This is a genomic window from Mesorhizobium sp. C432A, assembly GCF_030323145.1.
Classification (GTDB): Bacteria; Pseudomonadota; Alphaproteobacteria; order Rhizobiales; family Rhizobiaceae; genus Mesorhizobium.
In genome coordinates, this window is record NZ_CP100470.1 from 5,546,715 (window position 1) to 5,569,640 (window position 22,926).

Here is a 22,926-nt window from a genome sequence, read left to right on the forward strand (position 1 = left end):
CAGCTCTTCTGAGTGAGGTTTCAAAAATTCTATTTGGACATTCACGGTGTCTAGTCCGGCCGCTCCACGAGCGTAACGCAATCCAGTTCGTCCACGCCGCCCCAGTGAATGATATTGCTTTCGCGAACGACAAGCCCCGCACTTTTGGCGTAGGTCTCGAACAGTTTCCTGGTCATGTGGTTTCGCGCCAGTGGATTCCGACCGTAGTGCCGGTTCATTGGCGCTGGATAGTTAGAGTGGTGAAAAAGCCCCATTCCGCCGGGCCGCAGTATTCGTGCTGCATCCCTGAGATAGCTCTCAACGATATCCGGGCTGAAATGCACCATGGAGTCATAACAATAGATAGCGGTCACACTTCCTTGTTCCACCGGCTCAAAGGTGGCCCCGTCCCCCTTGAGATATCGGACAAACGGATACGCCCGCAGCCTGTCTCGGCAGAAATCCAGGTTGGCCTCGTGAATGTCCATCAGCGTCAGGCGATCCGTCATCTGAGCAACTCGTTCGGCGTGCCGACCATGTCCGCACGACAATTCGAGAACTGACGTCAGGTCCAGTTTGTTGAAGAGACGACGAAAGTTCTTGTCCTCGTCCCAAAACAGATGGGTCCAGGGCTCGGCATCGTCATAGTATGGGCTTTCGACCCAAGCGGCGCCGACGATCGCCACTGACTCGCCGAGCTTTCTCTTCGATTCAGAATTGATCATATCGGCGCTGTTTGTTTCTTCGGCCTTGGCCCGAGTTTCCCCAGAAACCTGATGCCACTCGAACCGTGGCTTGTCGCCTGTCGCGAGGCCAAATTGCTCGTAGAGTCGTTGGGCATATGCGCTTGCTGATTCTTGCGCTGCCGCTCCCAGATGGAAGCGGGCAATCGTTTCGGATTGCACGCGCGCGATCTCTTGCAGATGGCTGGCGTTGAAACTCCCGATGGTCACGCTTGATTGATGCCGGCGATGCGCGTTGAGCGCGTGCGGATGGAACGCGATATCGCCCTTCTCCAGCAATCGCAGATACGCGACCCAGTCGCCGGCATTCCTGTAGGAAGCGATTTCATCAAGGTGCTGGCTGAGAGCCTCGCGCAGCGCCTCCCTTCGAAACAGAACGCCGCTGACGTTTGGAATGGTGTTCTTGAGGTAAAGTGCCTCGGCGATCTCCTGGCGGCCATCCACGACATAGGGTTTCGTCCAGCGAGACCGGTCAATATCGGCCACATAGTCGAGATAGTGTTCGGACAAGACGCGGCCGGCGCCGTCTATCTGGCGCGACTGGCAGTAGCTCATTACGACTTCGTCGCGCTCGAAGGCTGGCATAAGCTCGGCCAGAAAGCCGGGATCGGCGAGGTCGTCGGCTTCGGCGATCCAAACGTAATCGCCCCGCGCCATTTCGACCCCACGCATCCATTGACGGAAGACCGAGCCCGAATTCTGCGCATTCACGACCAACCTGCACGAAATGTCGCAATCGGCCAGAAATTGCTGGATGACCTCGACGCTTTCGTCCGTCGAAGCATCGTCAAGCACGATCAACTCATAGGGCCGCATCGTCTGATCGGTGATCGAGCTCAGGCGCGCACCCAGATATCGGGCGTAATTGTAGTTCGGCACGATGACCGACACCCGCGGCGATGGCCTTTCTGCGTAAATCAGCAAGTCGTGCAGGTAGTGGCTGAAGCTGAATTCCTGGCGGACAATATCACGGCCCACGCCTGCCAGATTTCGAGCATTGTCCGGATCATCGAGTAGACCGTTGATGGCCTTGGCCATGGCGTCAGTGTCGAATGCAGGCACAAGACTTCCGCAATCACGCTTCAGCAAGTCCTGGAAGCCGCCTGCGCCTTCGAAGGCAACGACCGGGACCGTGGCATCAAGCGCCTCAAGTACCACCGACGGGAACGGATCTTCACGCGAAGTCAGGGCGTAAATATCCGCCGCGAAATAATATTCCTGCGGGTTCTCTACCAAGCCCACAAAGACGAAGCGATCCTCGAGCCCTGCTTCCCTCACGCGTTGCATCTGTTTGGCGTGAAAGGCGCGATCGACGTGGCCGACCCAGACCGCAACCACATCCGGATTGGACCTCATCAGAGTGAGGCAAACGTCAACGAAAAGATCGAGGCCCTTCCGATGATCGGCGTAGCCCGCGCACAAGATGATGCTGGTGTTTGTCGATAGTTGCAATTTGGCGCGGACCGCCTCGCGGACCCGTTGACGGTCCCCTGCGTGGTACGGCATGCGCAAATAGAGGCCTTGCGGTCTGACGACTGACTGGCTGACCGGCCGGCCAACAAATTCTTCAAATCCGGCTTTCACGATCTCTGCTGGGAAAACGACTGTATCGGCGCCCTCGGCAATCGCCTCGGCGGCATCAGCAAGGCCGTAGGACTTTAATATCCCGGGCAGCTCGTGGACGAGGCACACCGTGCGGAACCCCGCCTGTTTCAGCAGCGGGACGAGCATGCCGGATACGGTGGTGTTCACGACCGCCACTTCCGCGCCTGCGTTCCTGATGGCGGTCAGGCGACACAACACATCGGCGGCATCTCCCTCTGGCACATTGATCCTATGCACTGTCGCTGTGTCGGCGAAACGGCCGAGCAGCGGCCCATCACCCAGCACGACGAGATCCGGCGCGAAACCAAGCTGTGTGAACCCCTTGGCCAAATTGAGCGCCAGCAATTGTGCGCCATGCGGATGGGCGTCGTGGGAAACGATTGCGATCCGGGGTTTGCATTTCCCGCTCGCCGCCTCCAGAGCGTCGCGGGTCGCTTGCAGGTAGGCGTAGCCGTTTACGGTATCGGGCTCCAGATGAGCGCCTTCCGCCCATTCGTTCCAGGCGTTGACGAAGACCAGCCGCTCGGATGGCTCCTTGACATGGGCCAGCGTGTCCTCGATGGCGTTGCCCAGCCACCCTCGGTAGAGCGCGGGGGTGTTGTTGATGAACACGGTGCCGCCGCGCTTGCGGCGCGCCGTGTTGTCCCAGCCGGGACAAACCGAGCGGAAGAGCTTGTATTTGCGGGGTGGATAGTTCTCGCTGCGCTGCGGAAAAACAGACCAGTCATAGACAGTGGTGGCAAAATCGTCGTGCAGCGGCGCAACGGTGTGCGTGACATTTGGCGGCGCCGAATTGTTTGGCGGAAATTCCACAGCGGCATCGAACCCGTAACGGTCAGGAGACACGGCTTCGAAGGACTGGGTGTAAGCGAGGAAAATCTCGCCTATGCCGTTCTCCCGGCACCATGTCCGCCAGCGTTGCGCCGTCTCGGCTGCCGCCGGAAGCAGGCTTGGGCGATAGACAAGCAGAAGCGGCTTGCCGTCGATCCGGATGTAACGAGGGTCGCGAAGATAAGGCGCGACCTCGGCGATGAAAGCGAGATCATCCTGGGGAGAGTGATCCTGGGCGATCAGGATCTCTTGGTCCAGCCCGTCCCAGCGGCGCGACCAGTTTTCGTTGGCCCAGCAAAGGCAGAACGGCATGTCGAGGCTCTTGTCCCCGAGCCAGTTTTCGAGCGGCTTTTCCAACAGCCTCTTGCCGCCGAACCAATAAAAATAGAAGCAGAAGCCTTCCACGCCATAGAGCTTTGCCAGGTTGATCTGGCGGTACTGCACGGCGGTGTCGCGCAGATCATAGTAGCCGAGGGCATCCGGTTCATGCGGCTGGTGGTGGCCGAAAAATTGCGGTTGGGCGGGCCTGACATTGGTCCATTCGGTGAAGCCTTGCCCCCACCATTCATCGTTTTCGGGCGTCGGGTGGAACTGCGGCAGGTAGAACGCAATGACGCGCACCGGCTTTTGGTGCAGCGGCGGAGCTTCGAGACGCGGCACGTAGACGGGTTCGGGTGCAACGGCCGGGCCAGAACTGGCCGGCCGGTACAAGGCCGTCCCGACGTAGCCCATCGGTGCGTCGGGCGCCTCCAGGCTTCGCCAGGCGCGATAGGCATTCGTAACGCCAAACAGCGAAGGAAAGGTCGAAAACACCGCGCTTTTCAACTTCCGTTTAACGTCGACAGACAGCGGCAGTTTGTGCCAGCAAATGTACGCGCCGCGAGCCAAGACGCGGCGAGCGGTCATAGGTGCCTTGCCGATCGCGCGGACGCGGCTCGCAATTCCGCGCAATGGCCTGGTCAGTCGCCATGAGGTGCTGGCGTAGACTGCATCGAGAACACCGTGCAACCGGACTTCCTCGAAGCGAGCATTGTCGCGATCGGCAAGGAGCGTGCTGGCGGCCGCATGCGCCGTCGACAGTTCCGCTTGCAAGGCGTTGATCTCTTCTAACCTTTCAGCGAGCTGGGCTCTTGCGCCTGCGATCTCGTCGGAGCGGCTCTCGATCTCTCTGCGCGCCTTGGCGACCTCCTCGAGGAGCGCCTGCATTTGCGCTTCGCGATGGTCGCCCAGTTCCCGTTTGCTCGTGATCTCCTCTTCCATCGTCATCGACCGCAACGACCAGGGATTTCCAGCCTGGCTGGCAGCGTTCAGCGCCGTGCCATCAAGACGAAGGATGCTCTGTTCAACCGCCGCGACCTCTCCTGCTACGTAGCGGCGCCCGAGGACGTTCTCCTGGGACGGCCGTTTGGTTACGATACAAAGAGAGTTCAGGAACTCTACGGAATGAATCGACGCAAGCGAAGGATCATCGAATACGACCCCGTACCGATTCGCGAATGCCGCGAGTGCATCCGTTCGACTATGGTCCAGTCCCCAGTGCTCGTGATTGATCAAATCAAGCAATCGCTTGAAGAACGACATCGAGGAAAGCGGATCATAGAGGCCACCTTCGAAGTCCTGCCAGTAGCTGGTATGCAGATCTTCGACAACGAATATCCCACCATCTGAAAGATGAGGAAAATAGCCTGTGAATGTCCGTATGACGTCGGAAGATCTGTGCGAACCGTCGTCTATGATGATGTCGAAAGCCTCGGATCGATCGACAATACTGCGCTTAACGTCTTCGGCGTTAGCATCACCTATGACAACGTCGATTTTCCCGTCGTCGAAACGCAGGAGTCCGCAGTTCTGGTTGATATCACAGCCCAGAATAATTTCCGCTTTTGTAAAATACTTTCCCCATATCTCAAGCGAGCCGCCGTTCTGGATTCCAATTTCGAGGATCCGAACCGGTTTGTTTCGATATCTCGAAAAAAATCGATCATACTCACTCAAGTAAATCGACCACTTGTCAGACACCTTGCCGTCATGTTTGTCGTAGAGTCGGCGAAGTGACCGGCCGCGGATATTCGTCGGCTCCGTATCCGCTTTCGGATCGCTGCCTTTCCGCGAAGTTGCTGGCTCATTCATCGTTGGAGGCTGTCCTTGATTGGCGCCAAATCGCTTCGAGGCGGTCCGGCAACAGGTCCATGGCGATGCCCCTCGATCGCGCTCGTTGTCTCCCCCGCCAAAAGGCGGCCGACCAAGGCATTTGTGGATAATTGCCACTCCGGCGCCGTCCATCCGAACGTGGCTGCGAATTTCGCGCTCGAAAGCCGCGAATTGGCGGGGCGCCCCGCCTTGGTAGGATAGTCGCTGGTCGCGATGTCGCGCACCTGCGCACGCGGGCCACCCAACGCCCGGCTTGTGTCCAGGATGTGGCGGGCAAAGCCACTCCAGTTAGTCTCGCCGGTTCCCGCCAGATGGTAGATGCCGAAGGACGCAAAGCCTGTGTGGCCACGCAGGATCGCTGCTGCACGGAGGATAGCGTCGGCGATATCGAGCGCGGAAGTCGGGTTTCCCCACTGGTCGCCCACCACCGCGATCTCGTCACGGTCGCTAGCCAGCCTGAGCATGGTCTTGACGAAATTCTTGCCGAACGGGCTGTAAACCCAACCGGTGCGCAGTATCACGTGGCGCGGGCTGGCTGCAGCCACCGCCTGTTCGCCCGCAAGCTTGGACGCGCCGTAGACGCCGAGCGGCGCGGTCGCGTCCGCCTCATCATAAGCACCGGTCTTGGTGCCGTCGAAGACATAGTCGGTCGAAAGATGAATGACCGGGACACCAAGCCGCGCTGCCGCTTCGGCCACCTTGCCGGCGCCCGCGGCGTTCACCGCAAAAGCCAGTTCGGGCTCGTCCTCGGCCTGGTCCACCACGGTGTAAGCGGCGGCCGAGACTATGACATCGGGCCTCGCCGCCGCAAGCGCCTCGAACACCGTGTCGGGCCGCGCCAGATCGAGCTGCGGCCGTCCCACGGCGACCACCTCCACGCCCGCCAGCCCTTGCCCCGCCTCCAGCAAACTGGTGGCGACCTGGCCCTCGCGTCCGGTGACGACAAGCCTCACGCCGCGCCCTTCCTGTCTTGGACCTGGCCCAGCCGCTCGCCGGCATAGCGCTGTTCGCGGATCGGGCCCCACCACCATTTGTTGTCGAGGAACCAGTCGACCGTCCTTGCCAGGCCGCTGTCGAAACTCTCGGCAGGCGTCCAGCCGAGGTCACGGCTGATTTTGGATGCGTCGATCGCGTAGCGGCGGTCGTGGCCGGGGCGGTCGGTGACGAAATTGATCAGATCACGATGGCTTTTGCCGCCTTTTCGAGGCCGCCTGATGTCAAGCAGGTCGCAGATCGTCTCGACGACGCTCAAATTCGTCCGCTCCGAATTGCCGCCGACATTGTAGCTTTCGCCCGGCATTCCCTTGGTCGCGACAAGCTCCAGCGCGCGCGCATGGTCCTCGACGAACAGCCAGTCGCGCACATTGGCGCCGGCGCCGTAGACCGGCAGCGGCTTTTCGTCGAGCGCGTTGAGGATGACCAGCGGGATCAGCTTTTCGGGGAAGTGATAGGGCCCGTAATTGTTCGAGCAATTGGAGAGCACGACTGGCAGGCCGTAGGTCTCGTGCCAGGCCCGCACCAGATGGTCCGACGCCGCCTTGGAGGCAGAATAGGGCGAGGACGGCGCGTAAGGCGTTTCCTCGACGAACATGCCGCCGTCGAAAGGCAGATCGCCGAACACCTCGTCGGTCGACACATGGTGGAAGCGGAAGCGGGCTTTCCTGTCGTCGCCAAGGCCACGCCAATATTCGAGCGCCGAATTCAGCACCCGGTAGGCGCCGACGATGTTGGTCTCGATGAAGGCGCCCGGTCCGTCGATCGAGCGGTCGACATGGCTTTCGGCGGCGAGGTTCATGACGACGTCGATCTCGTCGCGGTGGAGGATGTCGAGAACCGCCCGCTCGTCACAGATGTCGGCCTGCGCAAATTTGTAGTTGTGCGCATTCTCGATGGTGCGCAGCGAGGCCAGATTGCCGGCATAGGTGAGCTTGTCGAGATTGGTCACATGGTAGGCCGGATTGGCGCACAAATGCCGGCACACGGCCGAGCCGATGAAGCCGGCACCGCCTGTCACCAGAAAATTCATGGCGCTCTCCTCACATCGTCGCGCGTCATGCGAACACCTCGGCCTCAGCAAGCGCCGACGCCTTGAGGTCCTTGGCCGAGAGCTCGAAGGCGCCGGCCGGCGACGGCCAATCGATGCCGATATCAGGATCGTCGAAACGGATCGATCGATCATGCGCCGGCGAATAGGTGTCGGTGACCTTATACAGAACCTCGGTGTCCGGCACGAGCGTGACGAAACCGTGCGCGAAACCCTTCGGCACCAGGATCTGGTTGCCTCTCTCGGCCGATATTTCGAGCGCGACCCATTTTCCGAAGGTTTTCGAGCTGCGGCGGATGTCGACCGCCACGTCGAGAATCTTGCCTCGGATCACACGCAGCAACTTGTCCTGCGCGCGTGGAGGCAGTTGATAGTGAAGCCCCCGCACGACACCTGCCGCCGCCGAATAGGAGTGATTGTCCTGGACGAAACGCAGGTCGATGCCGGCTTCAAAAAAGCGCTCGGCATTCCAGGTCTCGATGAAATAGCCGCGCGCATCGCCGTGCCGCTTCGGCACGATCTCGAGCACGCCATCAAGACCAAGCTGCCTGAAGTCCACTCTAGTTCTCCGTCAGCTCGGTGACACGCCGGCGCAGATAGGCGGCGTATTCGTTCTTGCCCAGGCGCGTGGCGCGCTCAAGCACCTTGTCGGCGGTCAGCCAGCCCTGCTCGAAAGCGATTTCTTCAGGACAGGCAACCTTGATGCCCTGGCGGTGCTCGATGGTGCGCACGAAGGACGAGGCCTCATGCAGGCTGTCATGCGTGCCGGTGTCGAGCCAGGCATAGCCGCGGCCAAGCTGATGCACGTGCAATTTCCCGCGCTCGAGATAGACGTTGTTGACCGCCGTGATCTCGAGCTCGCCGCGCGCCGAGGGCTTGATCGTCGAAGCGATGTCGACGACATCGTTGTCGTAGAAATAGAGCCCGGTGACCGCCCAGTTGGACTTCGGCTTCTCCGGCTTTTCCTCGATCGTCAAAGCGGTGCCGGTGAGCTTGTCGAACGACACCACGCCATAGCGCTGCGGATCCTCGACATGGTAGGCGAACACCGACGCGCCGCTTTCGCGCTGCGCGGCAGCGCGGCAGAGCTGCAACAGGCCCTCGCCGAAATAGATGTTGTCGCCGAGGATCATCGACACATTGTCCTTGCCGATGAAGTCGCGGCCGATGATGAAGGCCTCGGCAAGCCCGTTGGGCCGCGGCTGTTCGGCATATGAGAGCTCAAGGCCGAACTCCGAGCCGTCGCCAAGCAATTCCCGGAAAGTGGGTAAGTCACGTGGAGTTGAGATGATCAAAATCTGTCTGATACCCGCGAGCATCAGCACACTCAGCGGATAATAGATCATAGGCTTGTCGTATATCGGCAGGATTTGCTTAGAGACCGCTAATGTTAGCGGATAGAGACGGGTGCCGCTGCCTCCTGCAAGGATAATTCCTTTCAACAAGCTCTCCTTGAAAACCGAGGCCCCCGCCCTGACAACAAGTTGCCCGTGCTTAGGTTTCAAGCAATGGCTTGTCAATCTTCCGGCTCGGGCAGCGTCTAGGATCATCCCCGTTCGTCCGAATCGGTCAATCGCGAAACAGATTTGCTACGCCCTCATCAAAAGATAGCGGGCTAGGTGCCTTCCGTTCAATCACATTCCGGTCGCAGTACGTGACCCTCGAAAACCCGGAACCAGAACTCGTAGTCATCTTGTTGGCGACTGTCACAGCGCGCGGTAGAGAAGGTCGCGGCGAGCACAGCACTGTTCTGCTCAAGTGTTGTCGAACTGACGAGGGCGCTTGCCTTGCCATGAATGGTCGAAGGGATTGGTCTGTCTCGTTTCTGCTGACGATGTTCGTGCGTGAATGTCCGACGTGGGGTTTAAAGATGACCGGACCTCTAAACAGCGCGAGTTGCGAGTGAAGCGCGCCGCGCGTGCTGGCGGACGCGCTTGCACGAAACAGTGCATAGGAGTTGTCTCTCGATTGCTGTTGCCCACAAAGGATGCGAAAAACTTCTGAAAAGACGGAAGCTCTCGGGAGGAGTTGTGCCGAAAGTATTTCTATCTATTCAAGGGCTGCGCGGGATCGCGGCACTGCTCGTCGTCGTGCATCACTACTACGGCGTCTATGGTTCAATCCACAAACTGGTCGGCGGCGATCTCCCCTGGCTTTTCTCCTACGGAAATGTGGGAGTCTTTGGCGCCGTTGGCGTGCCCATATTCTTTGTGGTTTCCGGCTTTGTCATAGGCTTACAGCGGTTCGAGATTGGCGCTGCCGGTGTCTATGATTTCATGGCCAAACGGGTATCCCGAATCCTCCCGCTCTATTGGGTGATGACCCTCGCCTATGTTTGTTGGGCCTCCCAAGTGTGGACATGGCCGCAATTGGGCCGCTCACTACTGTTCCTCGAGAGGCCTATCACAGGCCAGCTACCTGCGCTGGGGGTCGGCTGGACTCTTGAATACGAAATGTTCTTTTACATAGCATTCGCGGTCGTGGTGGTTTCCGGCATAGTTGGCACCAGGGTAAGGGGCGCGGCCATTCTGATCTCTGTCTTCGTGCTGATGGTTTACGTGAACTTATCGACCGATGCGGCGGTCCTTGGCTTTTCCGGATCTCCGGTTATCTTGGAGTTCTGTGGCGGCTTAATCATCGCATCGACCATCCAGAACTGCGCCGTGACGCGGCTATGGCTGGCGTATCTCGTTTTTGCCCTGGCGATACTAATCCTTTCGACGACAGCCTTCGTCGGTGAGTCGCGAAACGTCATTTTTTCCATGTGGGGAGCCGGGGCCTTCTTCCTCGTGTTTGGGCTTGCCGCCGCAGAGGTCGAAGGTCGGGTCTTCATGCGAGGGCGACCATTTCAGATGCTGGGTGCAGCTAGCTACGCGATCTACCTTGCGCATCTTGTCGTGCAGGGGAGCTTTTTCAAATGGCCGATTTGGTACTGGCGTTGGTACGAGGTGATAGAGCCCCACCTTGGGCTTTTGTTGATGCTCTCGTTTGCGACCGCCTGGGGGCTGGCTATCCACTATGGCTTCGAAGTCTGGGCCAACGCCTGGTTTAGGCGCTGGCTGCTGCAATGGTCGCCATCGCGTCTTCAGCTCAATCATCTTCAAATTGCCGATGGCGATGGTCTGCGTATCCCCCTTTCGCTCAGGAACCGAACCGAAACGCTGTTCCCGTGGCGCTGAGTGCGCCTAGTTCCGCACGATCCAATCCAGCAAATCTGGATCGATCGTCTCTGCGCCGGTGAAGTCGCTGACCATCTGCGCCGCAATTCCGGCCATGCGAGACGGGTTCCCTTGCTTGGACGCGACATACCTCTCTCATGCGCTCGATCGCGGCCAAGGCGTATATTCCTTGTTGGCGATCATTTCTGTGGTAAGGCGACCCTGATCGCGCTCCTTTCGGAACCCTTTGACGCCCATCGTTCCATCCGGAAAAGCGAGGTTGGCAGCAGTATCCAGTCGCAAGGGGGCGTCGATGTCGTAGTCGGAAAACTCTGGCGCGATATCTCTCTCGCGGCTGATGATGACCTCGCCATAAAGTCTGATTTCAGTGAAATCTTGATCTTGCATAGGCGACCGGACGCTGTTGCCGCAAAAAGCCGTACCCCCGGTTTTACACTCTTTTATTCACGTAAAGTTCGGTGGAAAAAGCCTCCGTTTCAGGGCTGCTTGGGCAGCAGCGACCATACCGCCGGCACCAGGCTGGCGGCGAGCGCAACCTTGATCAAATCCCCGAGGACGAACGGCAAAACGCCGAACTGCCACGCCTTTTCCACGCCGATGAGGGTGGCCAGCCAGGCAAAGCCCATGGCCATCATGACGATTTCGGCGACCAGCATGGCGTTGAACAACTTGATCGGGTGGCGGTCCCAGCCGCGGTCGGCGGCCCAGCCGACAATGGCCGCCATGACGACGAAGCCGGCGAGATAACCGCCGGTGCCGCCGATCATGTAGGCGATGCCGATGCCCTTTTCAGGCGTGCTTTGGAAGACCGGGAAGCCCATGGCGCCTTCGGCCATGTAGAGAAGCAGGGTAGCGACGCCAAGCCGCAGGCCAAATGCGGTGGCGATCAGCAGGACGGCCAGCGTCTGCATCGAGATGTCGACCGGCCCGAGCACGACTTTCGTCTTGGCCGACAGGGTCAAAAGCAGCGTTCCGGCGATCGCCAGCAAAAGCTGGGTTGCCAGGCGCTGCGCGCCCTCCTGGGGCAAAGCGAGAGAAACAAGCGGGCGCATCGTCGTTGCAAGTGCCATGGTCTTCCCCAATCCGGATTGCCGCAGATCGCGGCCTTGCGTTTTTCTATATTGGCTTCCGTGTTATGCGGCAATCAGTTTTGCCGTCTTCCTGAACAGAGATTCAACGACACCGCCATGGCGCTCAAATTCGACACCAGCTTCGATCCCGCCTATGGCCAGGGCGTCACCGTCGCGCCCGAGGTCTTGCGCGTCACCGCCAAAAACCCCAGCCCATTCACCTTTCACGGCACAAACAGCTACATTATCGGCCGCGACACACTGGCGGTGATCGACCCGGGTCCGGATGATGAAGCGCATTTCCAGACGTTGCTGAAGGTGATCGCAAACCGGCCGGTGAGCCATGTTTTCGTCAGTCACACGCATCGCGACCATTCTCCCCTGGCCGCCCGGCTGAAAGCGCGCACCGGTGCCGCCGTGCTGGCCGAAGGCCCGCACCGCCCGGCAAGGCCGCTGCGGATCGCCGAGATCAATCCGCTCGACGCCAGCGCCGACACCGGTTTCGTGCCGGATGTCACTTTGCCCGACGATACGCTGGTCGAGGGCGATGGCTGGACGATCCGGACGGTGCTGACGCCGGGCCACACCGCCAATCACGCGGCATTTGCGCTCGAAGGCACCGGCATCCTGTTTTCAGCCGACCATGTGATGGCGTGGGCGACATCGATCGTGGCGCCGCCGGACGGAGCGATGGCCGACTACATGGCCTCGCTCGACAGGCTGATCGCGCGCGGCGATCGCCTGCTGCTGCCCGGCCATGGCGGCCCGGTGACCGCGCCGCGCAGCTTCATGCGCGGCCTCAAGACCCATCGCAAGATGCGCGAACGGGCGATCCTCGAACGGATCCGCGACAGCGACCGGACGATCCCGGACATGGTCAAGGCTATCTACCGGGACACCGACCCGCGCCTGCATGGCGCCGCCGGCCTGTCGGTGCTTGCCCATCTCGAGGACCTGGTGGCGCGCGGCCTGGTTGCTACCCAGGGTGACCCGGCCATCGACGGCGTTTTTGTGCCGGTGGGGTAGAACTACTCAGCCGGCGCGGCACCCACCTGCCCTGCAACCTCCTGGTCGAGTTCGGCGAGGAACCCGACGATGCGCGCCGCATTGTCGCCGAGGTCGTAGCGGCCGTAGCGGGAGGCTGAGCGCATGTCGACGACGATGGTGTCGCCATCATTGCTGACCCGGATGGCGACGTCGGCGGGCAGGCCTACGACGAAGCTCCGGGCAACGGCCGATATCGTCACCTCGTCTTGACCGTCCGTCACCGGATATGGCGCAGTAAGTTGCCAATCGCGGCGGTCGAGCACGGTTTCAACGGCGTCGACGACGGTTTCGAACGGCAGATTGTAGCTGTGCCCGGTGACCAGCGGATAGGCGTCGGCCTGCAGGCGCACTTCGCCAGGCGTTGGCGGCGCGAGCACGTTCATGTCCTTGGTGCGGTCGCTGGTCTCGAGCACCGGCGGATTGTCGAGGTCCGTCGAAATGTCCCTCAGGGGCGGCGTGGTCGCCGCCAAATAGGTGGCAAAGCCGTAGGGCGTCAGCACCAGCAGCGCCAGCAGGGCGCCGACCGAGAGGTCGCGGCCGCCACGGTCACCGAAATGCCACAGCCGGGACAAAGCGAGGCCGGCAAACAGCAAAGCGAACGCGGCAAGCAAGGCGACGATCGCCAGCACCCACAGGAAGGCCGGCGTTTCGACCAGTTCGAAATGATGGCCGGCCAGCACGGTGAGCAGCAGGACCAGGGCAAAAGCGCCCGTGCGCCGCGACCAGCCGGCCGCCTTCGATGTCTGCCGCTCGTCAATTTCCATTGTCTTCAGCACCGCCCCAACCCGCACAGACGCTTAGAGCAAAGGATGCTCAAATTGAACATCCCCTGCCCTAACGTTTTTGCGGCCGGTAGCTTGAAGGTCAAGGAAACGCACGGTCCCGGTCAATCCGTCGGCAGGCGGTAGTCGCTGAACTGCTTGCGCAAGGTGATCTTCTGGATCTTGCCGGTGGCGGTGTGCGGGATTTCACTGACGAAAGCGACGTCGTCGGGTATCCACCATTTCGGCACCTTGCCGTCCATGAACGCCAGTATATCGGCCTTGCTCGGCTCCTTGCCGGGCTTGGCGACCACGACCAGCAAGGGCCGCTCGCCCCATTTCGAATGATGGACGCCGATCGCCGCGGCCTCGGCGACATCGGGATGGCCGACGGCGAGGTTCTCCAGGTCGATGGTCGATATCCACTCGCCGCCCGACTTGATGACGTCCTTGGCGCGATCGGTGATCTGCATGTAGCCGCCGGAATCGATATGGGCGACATCGCCAGTGTCGAACCAGCCGTCCTTGTCGAACTGCTCGGCTCCGACGCCGCCATAATAGGCGCTGGCGACGGCTGGACCGCGCACCTTCAGCCGGCCGAAGGTCTTGCCGTCCCAAGGCAGTTCCTTGTCGTCGTCATCCGTCACCTTCATCTCGACCCCGAAGGGCGGGTAGCCCTGCTTGCCCTGGATATCGAGCCGGTCCTCGCCCTCGAGCGCTTGATACTGCGGCTTCATGGTGCACAGCGTGCCGAGCGGTGACATTTCGGTCATGCCCCAGGCATGGATGACTTCGACACCGTAATTGTCCTGGAATTTCCTGATGATGGCGCGCGGGCAGGACGAGCCGCCGATGACGACTTTGCTGAGATAGGGAAGCTTCTTGCCGGTGTCTTCCAGATGCTGCAGCAGCATCATCCAGACGGTCGGCACGGCGGCGCTGAAGGTCACCTTCTCGGTGTCGAGCAGCTCGTAGATCGAGGCGCCGTCCATCTTGCAACCGGGCATGACCAGCTTGGCGCCGATCATCGGCGCGCTCTGGCCAAGGCCCCAGGCATTGGCATGAAACATCGGCACGACGGGGAGGATCGTGTCCCGCGCGGAGAGGCCCATGGCGTCGGGCATGGCAGCAATCATGGCATGCAGCACATTCGAGCGGTGGCTGTAGAGCACACCTTTGGGATCGCCCGTCGTGCCGGAGGTGTAGCACATGCCGGCTGCGGTGTTTTCGCCGAAAACCTTCCAGGCGAAGTCGCCATCGGCCTCGTTCAACCAGTCCTCATAGGCAACCACATTCGACAGCGTCGTTTCAGGCAGATGCGCCTTGTCGGTCAGGACGATCACCTTTTTCAGCGATTTGACCGCGCCGGCGATCTTTTCCAGCAGCGGCATGAAGGTCAGGTCGACGAAGATCCCTCTATCCTGCGCATTGTTCATGATCCAGACGATCTGCTCGGGGAACAAACGCGGGTTGAGCGTATGGTAGATGGCGCCGATGCCCATGATGCCGTACCAGGCCTCTATGTGGCGCGCCGTGTTCCAGGCCAGGGTCGCGATGCGGTCGCCGAGCACAAAGCCATCGCGCTCCAACCGTTGAGCGACCTTGAGCGCGCGGCGATGAACTTCAGCATAGGTGGTGCGAACGACAGGACCTTCGATCGAGCGCGAGACGATCTCGCGCGTCCCGTGCTGCCGCTCGGCATTGTCGATCAGCTTGTGGCAGAGCAGCGGCCATTCCTGCATCAGTCCGAGCATCTGGTTCCTCCCATTGCTTCCTCGTTTTTCCCGTCTTTTGTTCCATTGTGGGACGAACGGACGGATTGTCCAGCCATGACGTCTCCAACCGTTAACGGCTGAAGCAAGCAGTGATCGAAAGGCGGGGAAAACCGCCACAATCCGGCCATCGTCGACGTTAAGGTTCGTTAACGGGGTAGGGGTGCGGATTGGCGACTGAAAGAGGTTCGCATGGACACGCAGCTCGACGGCAAGCAGATCGACGGCAAGCAGATCGATTACAGGCAGATCGACGACAGGCAGCTGGATGACAGCGAGGCCCAAGACGTGCAGTTGGACGATATTCAACTCGACGACAAAGAGCTTGAAGACACGCTTGCCGCAAGTCTGGCCGATCTCGTGCCGGAGGCCAAAAAGGTCTCCGAAGACGAATTTGTCGAGGTGGTCGGCGGCGCCCTTGAAGCGGTCGGCGGCACGCTGCTGTTCAAAATGTGCGTCCAGAACGAAGGCGAAGGCCAGCATGTCGCCGCCGCATCGATCGGCGATGGCGGCAATCGCCAGTTCCTGCTGCTCACCTTGCCGACAGGCGGCGGCCCACTGAAGGTCGAGACGACGTCAAGAAGCACCAACCCGGTAGCCGGTATTGCCGCGGCCTATGCCGGCCTCATGGACGTGTTCAAGACCGCAGCCTGAGCATTCCACGCGGGATCGTTTTTAGTGATCGGAAGGCCAGCTCTGGGCTACTGGCGAAGGCTTGCGCAACGGGTTCTCCAGACACATTTTAGAGACATGGGAAGCATCCCGCACGCTCTCAATCGGACTGTGCTCCCAATCGAACAAGGAGAACCCCGCATGGACCAGATCGCCAACCCCGCCCCCGGCTTTCAGAGCAATCCCGGCAAGGTCATCACCGTCGAACCCTATCGCGGTACCGTGGTCGTGCGTGCCGGCGATACGGTGATCGCCTCATCGACGCGGGCGAAGCTTCTGTCCGAACCGCCCTACCGCCAGGCATTCTACATCCCCTTCGAAGACATCGACTTCACCCAGCTCGGCAAAACCACCCTGTCGACCCACTGCCCCTACAAGGGCGACGCCAGCTACTGGAGCGTGCTGCCGGCCAGCGAGACCGGCAAGGACGCAATGTGGGGCTATGAGCAGCCGTTCGACGAAATGGCTGAGATTCGCGACCACGGCGCCTTCTATCCCGACAGGGTGACGATCGAAGCAGCACCGGCCTGAGCAAGCGACTCAAGCCGCCGTTGCTCGCTTCGTCATCCCAGGGTCTTCGCGACGGAGCTTCGCTCCTGTTTCATCCTGGGATGACGAAGCTCAGAGGCCTCGGCTAATCTCAAACGTCGGCGACGTCAGTCCAAAGGCGGTGAAACTGCCTGCCGCCGCCTGATCCTAATCAGTCGTCCCGTCGTTGCCGACACCGTCGGCGTCATCCAGCCGCACGAACATCAGCCCCTTGGCCTTCAGCGCGAGCAGACCTTGCACGACGCCCTCGCCGGCGGCGTGGGTCGGCTGGTTGATGTGGGCGATGATGACATCGCCATCCTTGGCGGCGGCGATGCGCCGGGCGGTTTCTTTTGCGCCGAGCAACGAGCCGCCATCGCCGTTGATCGAAAAGCCGGCGACCTTGAAGCCAAGCTTGCGGATCATGGCGATAGCCGACGGGCTGTATTCGGCGGTCGCGCCGCGAAACCATTTCGGCGCCGGCTCGCCGGTGCCAGCGAGAGCGGCAGCGCCCGATTCGACTTCGGCCTGCACCGCTTCCGGGCTGCCGGCGCTGCGGATGCCATAGATCTTGCGCGGCGTGTCGACGGCCGGGATGTGATGGCCGCCATGGTTTTCCAGTTCGAACAGGTCCGGATGCGCGCGCATGATCTCGACGGCGGCGGCGTTGCGCTTCAGCCAGATACCGGTGACGAAGATCGTCGCCGGAATCCGGTTCTCCACCAGCGCCGACAGGATCCTCGTATCGGTCTGGCCGCCGCAGGCGTCGAGCGTAAGCGCGACGCGGCCGACACTGCTACCGTCCTCAGCCTTCAGATGCAGCGCCGGCTCGACAAGCGGCGCGGCCTGGGCCGAGGACACGGCCACGATAGATAGCGCCAAGGCGCAAAACAGCTTTTGCAAGGGATGCCTGTCTTGTCTGAGAATCGGCGCTGTCATAGCCGCATCCCAGGACCCGCAACAAGGCGGAAATCGGGATAGTGGCCGTGAGAAAGCTGATATCCCGACAATGTGACCGCCGCGCACCGTCAGACGGCGTGTTCCAGTTCCACATGCGTGCGTGACAGGACTTCGCGCACGGCCGCGACGACCGGTTCGACCTCGAGGCGCCAGACGCAGCAGGCCTTGCTGGGATCGAGCGGATTGCACAGGCTGCCCGCCACGCAATTGCACGGCATGGATGGCTGCAAGGCGAGGCTGGGCACGCCGACCGGTCCCCAGACGGCCGGGCTGGTCAGGCCGAAAAGGCCGACAACCGGCGTTCCGGCCGCTGCTGCCATGTGCATGGGGCCGCTCTCATTGCCGACAAACAGCCGCGCCTGCTGCAACACCGCCAGCAGCGTTTCCAGCGACAGCGCGCCGACGAGGTTGACGATCGACGCGGCACTGGCGAGGATCTGCTCGGCCGGCTTGCGCTCGTCAGGGCCGCCGACGAGTACGAAATCCAGTCCGGTTTCGCGCGAAATCGTGTCGATCACGGCGGCAAAGCGTTCATGCTGCCAGCGCCGGCCGTGAAAACTTGCGCCGGCATGCACCGCGATAAAGCCGTTTGGCCGCAAATGGTGTTTGTCCAGCAATGCCTGGGCCCTCGCCGTCTCCATCGGCAATGGCCGAATCGACGGCACCCGCACGCGCAGGCCGACGCCGAGCGGCTCGAGCGGCGAAAGGTAGCGGTAGAGATAGTGACGTTCGCCAAAACCGAACGGCTCGGCAAAGACATTGGCGGGCTGGCGCTCATGCCAGCGCAGCGGCCTTTCCGGAGGATTGTAGCCGATGCGGGTGCTGGCGTTGAGGAACCTGACGATGAGCCGCGATGTCTTTGAATCGGTGAGGTCGATGGTCAGGTCGAAACGGAATTGGCGCAGCTTGCTGATCATAGAATAGAGCTCGCGCCCACGCTCCAGCGGGGTGCCGCGCATGGCGGCGCGGCGGAAGCTGACGACCTCGGCGGCGATGCCGTGCGCGGTGACGAAACTGGCGAGGCGCGCCTCGCAGAGAAAGACGATCCTGACACCGGGATATTCGAGCTGCAGGTTCTTGGCGAGCGTGGAGGACAGAACAATATCGCCGATGAACTTGGTCTGGATAATCAGGATCGAGCGGAAGGGTCTGGGCGAAATCTGTAACATCTTTTTCTCGGCACCGGGCGGGTTGGGGGGCCGTGAAATTGGGAAGAAACGATGTCGGGATTGCGTGTTGGGGCGCGCACATCAGCGTGAATTTGCTTACAAAATCGTAAGCTTAGCGCCAAACGGCCACCCACGGGTGGCCGTTTCATCGATACCGAAAGGACTGTGTCGAAATCAGGATGCCGCGGCGCTCTTTTTGGGGCGCGGCACTGCTGTTTTGGCAATCTGCACCGCGGCTTGGGCTGCGGCCAATCTCGCGATCGGCACGCGGTAGGGAGAGCACGAGACATAGTCGAGGCCGACCTCTTCGCAGAAGCGGATCGAGGCCGGATCGCCGCCATGTTCACCGCATATGCCGAGCTTGATGTCGGGCCGTGTCGCCCTGCCCTTTTGCGCAGCCATGCGCACCAGTTCGCCGACGCCCTCGATGTCGAGCGAGACGAACGGGTCCTGCTCGATGATGCCTTTCTGCCGATAGGTCTCGAGGAAGGACGCCGCATCGTCGCGCGAGATGCCGAAAGTGGTCTGGGTGAGGTCGTTGGTGCCGAAGGAGAAGAACTCGGCCGTAGCAGCGATGACGTGGGCGCGGATCGCCGCGCGCGGAAGCTCGATCATCGTGCCGGTGAGATAGTCGATCTTGACGCCGGTCTCGTCCATGACAGCCTTGGCGACCGCATCGATGCGCGCCTTGACGTAGTCGAGCTCCTTCACCAGGCCGACCAGCGGCACCATGATCTCGGGAACGACCAGCGCGCCGGCTTTCTTGCCGGCCTCGACGGCTGCCTCGAAAATGGCGCGCGCCTGCATCTCGGCAATCTCGGGATAGGAGACGGCGAGGCGGCAGCCGCGATGGCCGAGCATCGGGTTGAACTCGTGCAGGGCTTCGGTGCGCTGCCTGAGCTTGTCGAGCGAGACGTTCATGGCGGCGGCGACCTCCGCCACCTCCGCTTCCGTCTTGGGCAGGAATTCGTGCAGCGGCGGATCGAGCAGCCGGATCGTCACCGGCAGGCCGGCCATGATCTCGAACAGTTCGAGGAAATCCGAGCGCTGCATCGGCAACAGCTTGGCAAGCGCGGTGCGGCGGTCCTTCTCGGTATCGGCCAGGATCATCTCGCGCATGGCGACGATACGCTCGCCGTCGAAGAACATGTGCTCGGTGCGGCAGAGGCCGATGCCTTCGGCGCCGAAGGAGCGCGCCATGCGCGCATCGAGCGGCGTCTCGGCATTGGTGCGCACCTTCATGCGGCGCACCGCATCGGCCCATTCCATGATGGCGGCGAAATCGCCCGACAGTTCCGGCTGCAGCATCGACACGGCGCCCTTCAGCACCTGGCCGTTGCTACCATCGATGGTGATGATGTCGCCCTTGCGGAAGGTCTGGCCCATCGACATCAGCGTGCCGGCCTTGTAGTCGACACGCAGCGAGCCGGCGCCCGAAACGCAAGGCTTGCCCATGCCGCGCGCGACCACGGCGGCGTGGCTGGTCATGCCGCCGCGCGTGGTCAGGATGCCTTCTGAAGCATGCATGCCGTGAATGTCTTCGGGGCTGGTTTCGATGCGCACCAGGATTGCCTTGCGACCTTGCGTCTTCAGATCCTCGGCATCGGCGGACGAGAAGACGATCTCGCCGGTCGCGGCGCCCGGAGAAGCCGGCAGGCCGACGCCGATGACATCGCGCGCGGCCTTGGGGTCGATGGTAGGATGCAACAGCTGATCGAGCGAGGCGGGATCGATGCGGGCGACCGCCTCCTCCGTCGTGATCAGCTTGTCGCGCGCCATTTCGACGGCAATCTTCAGCGCCGCCTTGGCGGTGCGCTTGCCGGAACGCGTCTGCAGCATCCACAATTTGCCGCGCTCGATGGTGAATTCGAGATCCTGCATGTCGCGGTAGTGCTGTTCCAGGCGGTCGGAGATGTCGACGAAGGACCGGAACGCGTCCGGCATCAGTTTCTGCAGCGACGGCTTGTCGGAGCCGGCGGCGATGCGCGCCGCCTCGGTGATGTTTTGCGGCGTGCGGATGCCGGCTACGACATCCTCGCCCTGCGCGTTCACCAGGAATTCGCCATAGAGCATCTTTTCGCCGGTCGAGGGGTTGCGCGTGAAGGCGACGCCGGTGGCCGACGTCTCGCCCATGTTGCCGAATACCATGGCCTGGACATTGACCGCCGTGCCCCAGCTTTCCGGGATGTCGTGTAGGCGCCGGTAGGTGATGGCGCGGTTGTTCATCCAGCTGGAAAACACCGCGCCGATCGCCCCCCACAGCTGCTCGTGCGGGTCCTGCGGAAACGGCTTGTCGAGTTCCTCCTCGACCTTGGCCTTGTAAAGGGCGATGACGCTCTGCCATTCCTGCGCTGTCAGTTCGGTGTCGAGCTCGTGGCCGAGGCTCGCCTTCTGGTCCTCCAGGATTTCCTCGAACACTTCGTGGTCGAGACCCATGACGACATCGGAATACATCTGAATGAAGCGGCGGTAGCTGTCATAGGCAAAGCGGGCATCGCCGGAATCGGCTGCCAACGCCTCGACCGTCTCGTCATTGAGGCCGAGATTGAGCACGGTGTCCATCATGCCCGGCATCGAGGCCCTGGCCCCGGAGCGGACCGAGACCAGAAGCAGCTTCGACGGATCGCCGAAACGGCGCCCCGTCAGCTGCCCGATATGGTCCAGCGCCTTGACGACATCGGCCTGCAACGCGGCCGGATAGCTGTTGCCGTTGGCGTAATAGGCGTTGCAGACTTCGGTGGTGAGGGTGAAGCCCGGCGGCACGGGCAGGCCAAGACTGCACATCTCGGCCAGATTGGCGCCTTTGCCGCCGAGAAGGTTGCGGTCGCCCGCACGTCCCTCCGCGGCGCCATCGCCGAAGGTGTAGACCCATTTGGTCATGCTCGCCCTCCAAGTCCTCGGAAGATAGAACACCGGGGCCAAGACCCGGTTCCCCCGCGTTCCGACCCGAGCGTTATTATGCTGCAGTGCGAAAGGCAAGGTGTGGCAGCGAAGCCCGGCGACTACAATCGATTAAGCAAAAGCTGCGTCGAAAAGACTTGCCGGATCGCTGCCCAGGATATAGAACATATAGGGAACAAATTGGGAGCAGCGTGATGAAACTCAACGGAAAACTCGACTATCTCGAACTGCCCGCGACCGGCGCGACGCTGGACAGCGTCAAGGCTTTCTACAGCGCCGCCTTCTCGTGGTCGTTCACCGATTACGGGCCGACCTATTCGGCCTTCGGCGAAGGGCTCGATGGCGGCTTCCAGGCCGATGCAGCGGAGGCGCCGGCGAAACCATTGCCGGTGCTCTATTCGCAGGATCTGGAAGCAACGCTCGACGTTGTCGAAAGCGCCGGCGGCACGATCGTCAAGCCGATATTCTCGTTCCCGGGCGGCAGGCGGTTCCATTTCACCGATCCCGCTGGCAACGAGTTGGCGGTCTGGGGCGAATAGCGCGTCCCCGCGCCAAGCGGTGGATCAGTTTTGCACAGTGGCCAACTCGGCATTGAGCTTTCGTGCCGCTCGTCCTATAAGGCCGCGCGCAACGGGCAAAGCTCGCTTGCTGGGGCGTCGCCAAGTGGTAAGGCATCGGTTTTTGGTACCGACATTCCCAGGTTCGAATCCTGGCGCCCCAGCCAAATCACATGCCTTTGGAATCAATGATTTACCGACCTTGTCGATGGCTGCCGTCAGGAGCTATCTGACTCCCACGCGACCCCGACTCCGTTGACAGAGCCGGGGCCGTGCGGAGAGGATCAGTAATCGTTGTCGTCCTGGATGACGACGGGATGATGCCGATGATGTCGATAATAGCGATGATGGCTGCGCTCGATCGAGCCGGTCACGATGACCGTATCCCGGCGATGATGTCTGCGGCCGTGGTCGTAGAAGGCAACCGTGCCGTGTCTGCGGTGATGAAGGCGTTGACCCTGGTCATTGATGACCTTTACGCTCCTGTGATGATGTCGATGGTGGGTCGTGATGACCACGTCAGCTTCGGCTGCCGGAGCTATCGTCGGCATGGCAATGAACAGCGCCAAGGCGCTCACGATCATTGTTTTCATTGTAATATCTCCACCTGCTAATTATCCCTTCGCGGGGATAACCGCGTCCCATCCCTTTGGTTCCGAGTAGCGTCGTCGGTCCACGGGCGCGATCAGTGACGGCTGCTCCCGTGCAACACGGCGTATCGAAAGAAGAAGTTGCGACAGCAGCTCCTGTTGGCAACTTCTGGTAAAGGCGCTCTTTCAAGCCGACCACCAGGGTTACGCCACTCGACAAAGGAGCGCTGCACAGGACCCTTCTATGTCGTCGCGTTCGATCTCCTGATCTGTGACGGGAAACACCCGTCTTGCGAGGAAGACCGTCGGCACAATTTGTGAGATTTACGAGACCAATCAGGCCATCTTAGATCGCCTAAGTCGGGCC

18 protein-coding genes and 1 tRNA gene are annotated in these 22,926 nt (G+C 61.2%); 6 read left to right on the top strand and 13 right to left on the bottom strand.

Annotated elements, in window-relative coordinates; all coding sequences use genetic code 11:
• Window positions 1-50: 50 nt before the first annotated feature.
• From NLY33_RS27285 to rfbA, 5 genes are read right to left on the bottom strand one after another with little or no spacing between them, the layout of a single operon-like run.
• Complete coding sequence (locus NLY33_RS27285; protein ID WP_023708417.1) at window positions 51-5,288, bottom strand: glycoside hydrolase family 99-like domain-containing protein; 5,238 nt, start codon at window positions 5,286-5,288, stop codon at window positions 51-53.
• On the bottom strand, window positions 5,285-6,262 hold the full coding sequence (rfbD, locus tag NLY33_RS27290) for a dTDP-4-dehydrorhamnose reductase (RefSeq protein WP_023705503.1): 978 nt from the start codon (window positions 6,260-6,262) through the stop codon (window positions 5,285-5,287). Before rfbD ends, NLY33_RS27285 begins: the two co-directional genes overlap by 4 nt.
• On the bottom strand, window positions 6,259-7,335 hold the full coding sequence (gene rfbB / locus NLY33_RS27295) for a dTDP-glucose 4,6-dehydratase (RefSeq protein ID WP_023705504.1): 1,077 nt from the start codon (window positions 7,333-7,335) through the stop codon (window positions 6,259-6,261). Before rfbB ends, rfbD begins: the two co-directional genes overlap by 4 nt.
• 25 nt (window positions 7,336-7,360) lie before the next feature.
• Window positions 7,361-7,912 (bottom strand): dTDP-4-dehydrorhamnose 3,5-epimerase, encoded by a 552-nt coding sequence (rfbC, locus tag NLY33_RS27300; RefSeq protein WP_023705505.1) that lies wholly within the window; start codon window positions 7,910-7,912, stop codon window positions 7,361-7,363.
• Between the two features lies 1 nt (window position 7,913).
• Window positions 7,914-8,795 (bottom strand): glucose-1-phosphate thymidylyltransferase RfbA, encoded by an 882-nt coding sequence (rfbA, locus tag NLY33_RS27305; protein WP_023705506.1) that lies wholly within the window; start codon window positions 8,793-8,795, stop codon window positions 7,914-7,916.
• 588 nt (window positions 8,796-9,383) lie between these two features.
• On the opposite strand from rfbA, the gene NLY33_RS27310 reads away from it, so the two are divergent.
• Complete coding sequence (locus NLY33_RS27310) at window positions 9,384-10,532, top strand: acyltransferase family protein (protein ID WP_023705507.1); 1,149 nt, start codon at window positions 9,384-9,386, stop codon at window positions 10,530-10,532.
• Between the two features lie 135 nt (window positions 10,533-10,667).
• On the opposite strand, the gene NLY33_RS27315 is transcribed toward NLY33_RS27310, so the two are convergent.
• The gene (locus tag NLY33_RS27315; protein ID WP_023705509.1) at window positions 10,668-10,919 is read right to left on the bottom strand and encodes a hypothetical protein; all 252 of its coding nucleotides are present in this window, start codon (window positions 10,917-10,919) and stop codon (window positions 10,668-10,670) included.
• A gap of 89 nt (window positions 10,920-11,008) precedes the next feature.
• Entirely contained in the window at window positions 11,009-11,602 is a 594-nt protein-coding gene (locus tag NLY33_RS27320; protein ID WP_023705510.1) for a biotin transporter BioY, read from the bottom strand.
• Window positions 11,603-11,719: 117 nt separating this feature from the next.
• Between NLY33_RS27320 and NLY33_RS27325 the strand changes: the two genes are divergently transcribed.
• Window positions 11,720-12,628 (top strand): MBL fold metallo-hydrolase, encoded by a 909-nt coding sequence (locus NLY33_RS27325; RefSeq protein WP_023705511.1) that lies wholly within the window; start codon window positions 11,720-11,722, stop codon window positions 12,626-12,628.
• Between the two features lie 2 nt (window positions 12,629-12,630).
• Here the strand turns inward: NLY33_RS27325 and NLY33_RS27330 are convergent, their stop codons facing one another.
• Both NLY33_RS27330 and NLY33_RS27335 read right to left on the bottom strand, forming a co-directional pair.
• Window positions 12,631-13,413, bottom strand: coding sequence for a DUF1499 domain-containing protein (locus NLY33_RS27330; protein WP_023703206.1), 783 nt, complete (start codon window positions 13,411-13,413; stop codon window positions 12,631-12,633).
• A gap of 122 nt (window positions 13,414-13,535) precedes the next feature.
• The gene (locus NLY33_RS27335) at window positions 13,536-15,164 is read right to left on the bottom strand and encodes a fatty-acid--CoA ligase (protein ID WP_023703205.1); all 1,629 of its coding nucleotides are present in this window, start codon (window positions 15,162-15,164) and stop codon (window positions 13,536-13,538) included.
• A 312-nt stretch (window positions 15,165-15,476) separates the two neighbouring features.
• On the opposite strand from NLY33_RS27335, the gene NLY33_RS27340 reads away from it, so the two are divergent.
• Window positions 15,477-15,836 carry a hypothetical protein gene (locus NLY33_RS27340; RefSeq protein ID WP_023670697.1) on the top strand — a complete coding sequence of 120 codons (360 nt, stop codon included), beginning with the start codon at window positions 15,477-15,479 and terminating at the stop codon, window positions 15,834-15,836.
• Window positions 15,837-15,995: 159 nt separating this feature from the next.
• Window positions 15,996-16,385: a DUF427 domain-containing protein gene (locus NLY33_RS27345; RefSeq protein WP_023670696.1), complete on the top strand. Its 390-nt coding sequence runs from the start codon at window positions 15,996-15,998 to the stop codon at window positions 16,383-16,385.
• Between the two features lie 165 nt (window positions 16,386-16,550).
• Here the strand turns inward: NLY33_RS27345 and NLY33_RS27350 are convergent, their stop codons facing one another.
• The 3 genes from NLY33_RS27350 to ppdK form a co-directional block, all read right to left on the bottom strand.
• A complete protein-coding gene (locus tag NLY33_RS27350) occupies window positions 16,551-17,321 on the bottom strand; it encodes a polysaccharide deacetylase family protein (protein ID WP_050485822.1) in 771 nt (256 codons plus the stop codon).
• A gap of 89 nt (window positions 17,322-17,410) precedes the next feature.
• Window positions 17,411-18,511, bottom strand: a complete 1,101-nt coding sequence (locus NLY33_RS27355) for a glycosyltransferase family 9 protein (RefSeq protein ID WP_023670694.1) — start codon at window positions 18,509-18,511, stop codon at window positions 17,411-17,413.
• A gap of 174 nt (window positions 18,512-18,685) precedes the next feature.
• Window positions 18,686-21,391, bottom strand: a complete 2,706-nt coding sequence (gene ppdK, locus NLY33_RS27360) for a pyruvate, phosphate dikinase (RefSeq protein WP_023670693.1) — start codon at window positions 21,389-21,391, stop codon at window positions 18,686-18,688.
• A gap of 215 nt (window positions 21,392-21,606) precedes the next feature.
• Here ppdK and NLY33_RS27365 point away from each other — a divergent pair, with 215 nt between their 5' ends.
• Together NLY33_RS27365 and NLY33_RS27370 are read left to right on the top strand one after the other, a co-directional pair.
• A complete protein-coding gene (locus tag NLY33_RS27365) occupies window positions 21,607-21,951 on the top strand; it encodes a VOC family protein (RefSeq protein ID WP_023670692.1) in 345 nt (114 codons plus the stop codon).
• 110 nt (window positions 21,952-22,061) lie between these two features.
• Window positions 22,062-22,136: transfer RNA gene (locus tag NLY33_RS27370), tRNA-Gln, on the top strand.
• Window positions 22,137-22,253: 117 nt separating this feature from the next.
• Here NLY33_RS27370 and NLY33_RS27375 read toward each other — a convergent pair.
• Window positions 22,254-22,562, bottom strand: a complete 309-nt coding sequence (locus tag NLY33_RS27375; protein ID WP_023670691.1) for a hypothetical protein — start codon at window positions 22,560-22,562, stop codon at window positions 22,254-22,256.
• Window positions 22,563-22,926: the final 364 nt, after the last annotated feature.

Excerpts from the sequence above, each read along its gene's own strand:
- NLY33_RS27285 (WP_023708417.1), bottom strand. The coding sequence starts at position 5,288 with ATGAATGAGCCAGCAACTTCGCGGAAAGGCAGCGATCCGAAAGCGGAT.
- NLY33_RS27355 (WP_023670694.1), bottom strand. The coding sequence starts at position 18,511 with ATGTTACAGATTTCGCCCAGACCCTTCCGCTCGATCCTGATTATCCAG.
- NLY33_RS27320 (WP_023705510.1), bottom strand. The coding sequence starts at position 11,602 with ATGGCACTTGCAACGACGATGCGCCCGCTTGTTTCTCTCGCTTTGCCC.
- NLY33_RS27325 (WP_023705511.1), top strand. The coding sequence starts at position 11,720 with ATGGCGCTCAAATTCGACACCAGCTTCGATCCCGCCTATGGCCAGGGC.
- rfbB (WP_023705504.1), bottom strand. The coding sequence starts at position 7,335 with ATGAATTTTCTGGTGACAGGCGGTGCCGGCTTCATCGGCTCGGCCGTG.
- ppdK (WP_023670693.1), bottom strand. The coding sequence starts at position 21,391 with ATGACCAAATGGGTCTACACCTTCGGCGATGGCGCCGCGGAGGGACGT.
- NLY33_RS27350 (WP_050485822.1), bottom strand. The coding sequence starts at position 17,321 with ATGACAGCGCCGATTCTCAGACAAGACAGGCATCCCTTGCAAAAGCTG.
- NLY33_RS27315 (WP_023705509.1), bottom strand. The coding sequence starts at position 10,919 with ATGCAAGATCAAGATTTCACTGAAATCAGACTTTATGGCGAGGTCATC.
- NLY33_RS27345 (WP_023670696.1), top strand. The coding sequence starts at position 15,996 with ATGGACCAGATCGCCAACCCCGCCCCCGGCTTTCAGAGCAATCCCGGC.
- NLY33_RS27365 (WP_023670692.1), top strand. The coding sequence starts at position 21,607 with ATGAAACTCAACGGAAAACTCGACTATCTCGAACTGCCCGCGACCGGC.
- NLY33_RS27375 (WP_023670691.1), bottom strand. The coding sequence starts at position 22,562 with ATGAAAACAATGATCGTGAGCGCCTTGGCGCTGTTCATTGCCATGCCG.
- NLY33_RS27335 (WP_023703205.1), bottom strand. The coding sequence starts at position 15,164 with ATGCTCGGACTGATGCAGGAATGGCCGCTGCTCTGCCACAAGCTGATC.
- NLY33_RS27330 (WP_023703206.1), bottom strand. The coding sequence starts at position 13,413 with ATGGAAATTGACGAGCGGCAGACATCGAAGGCGGCCGGCTGGTCGCGG.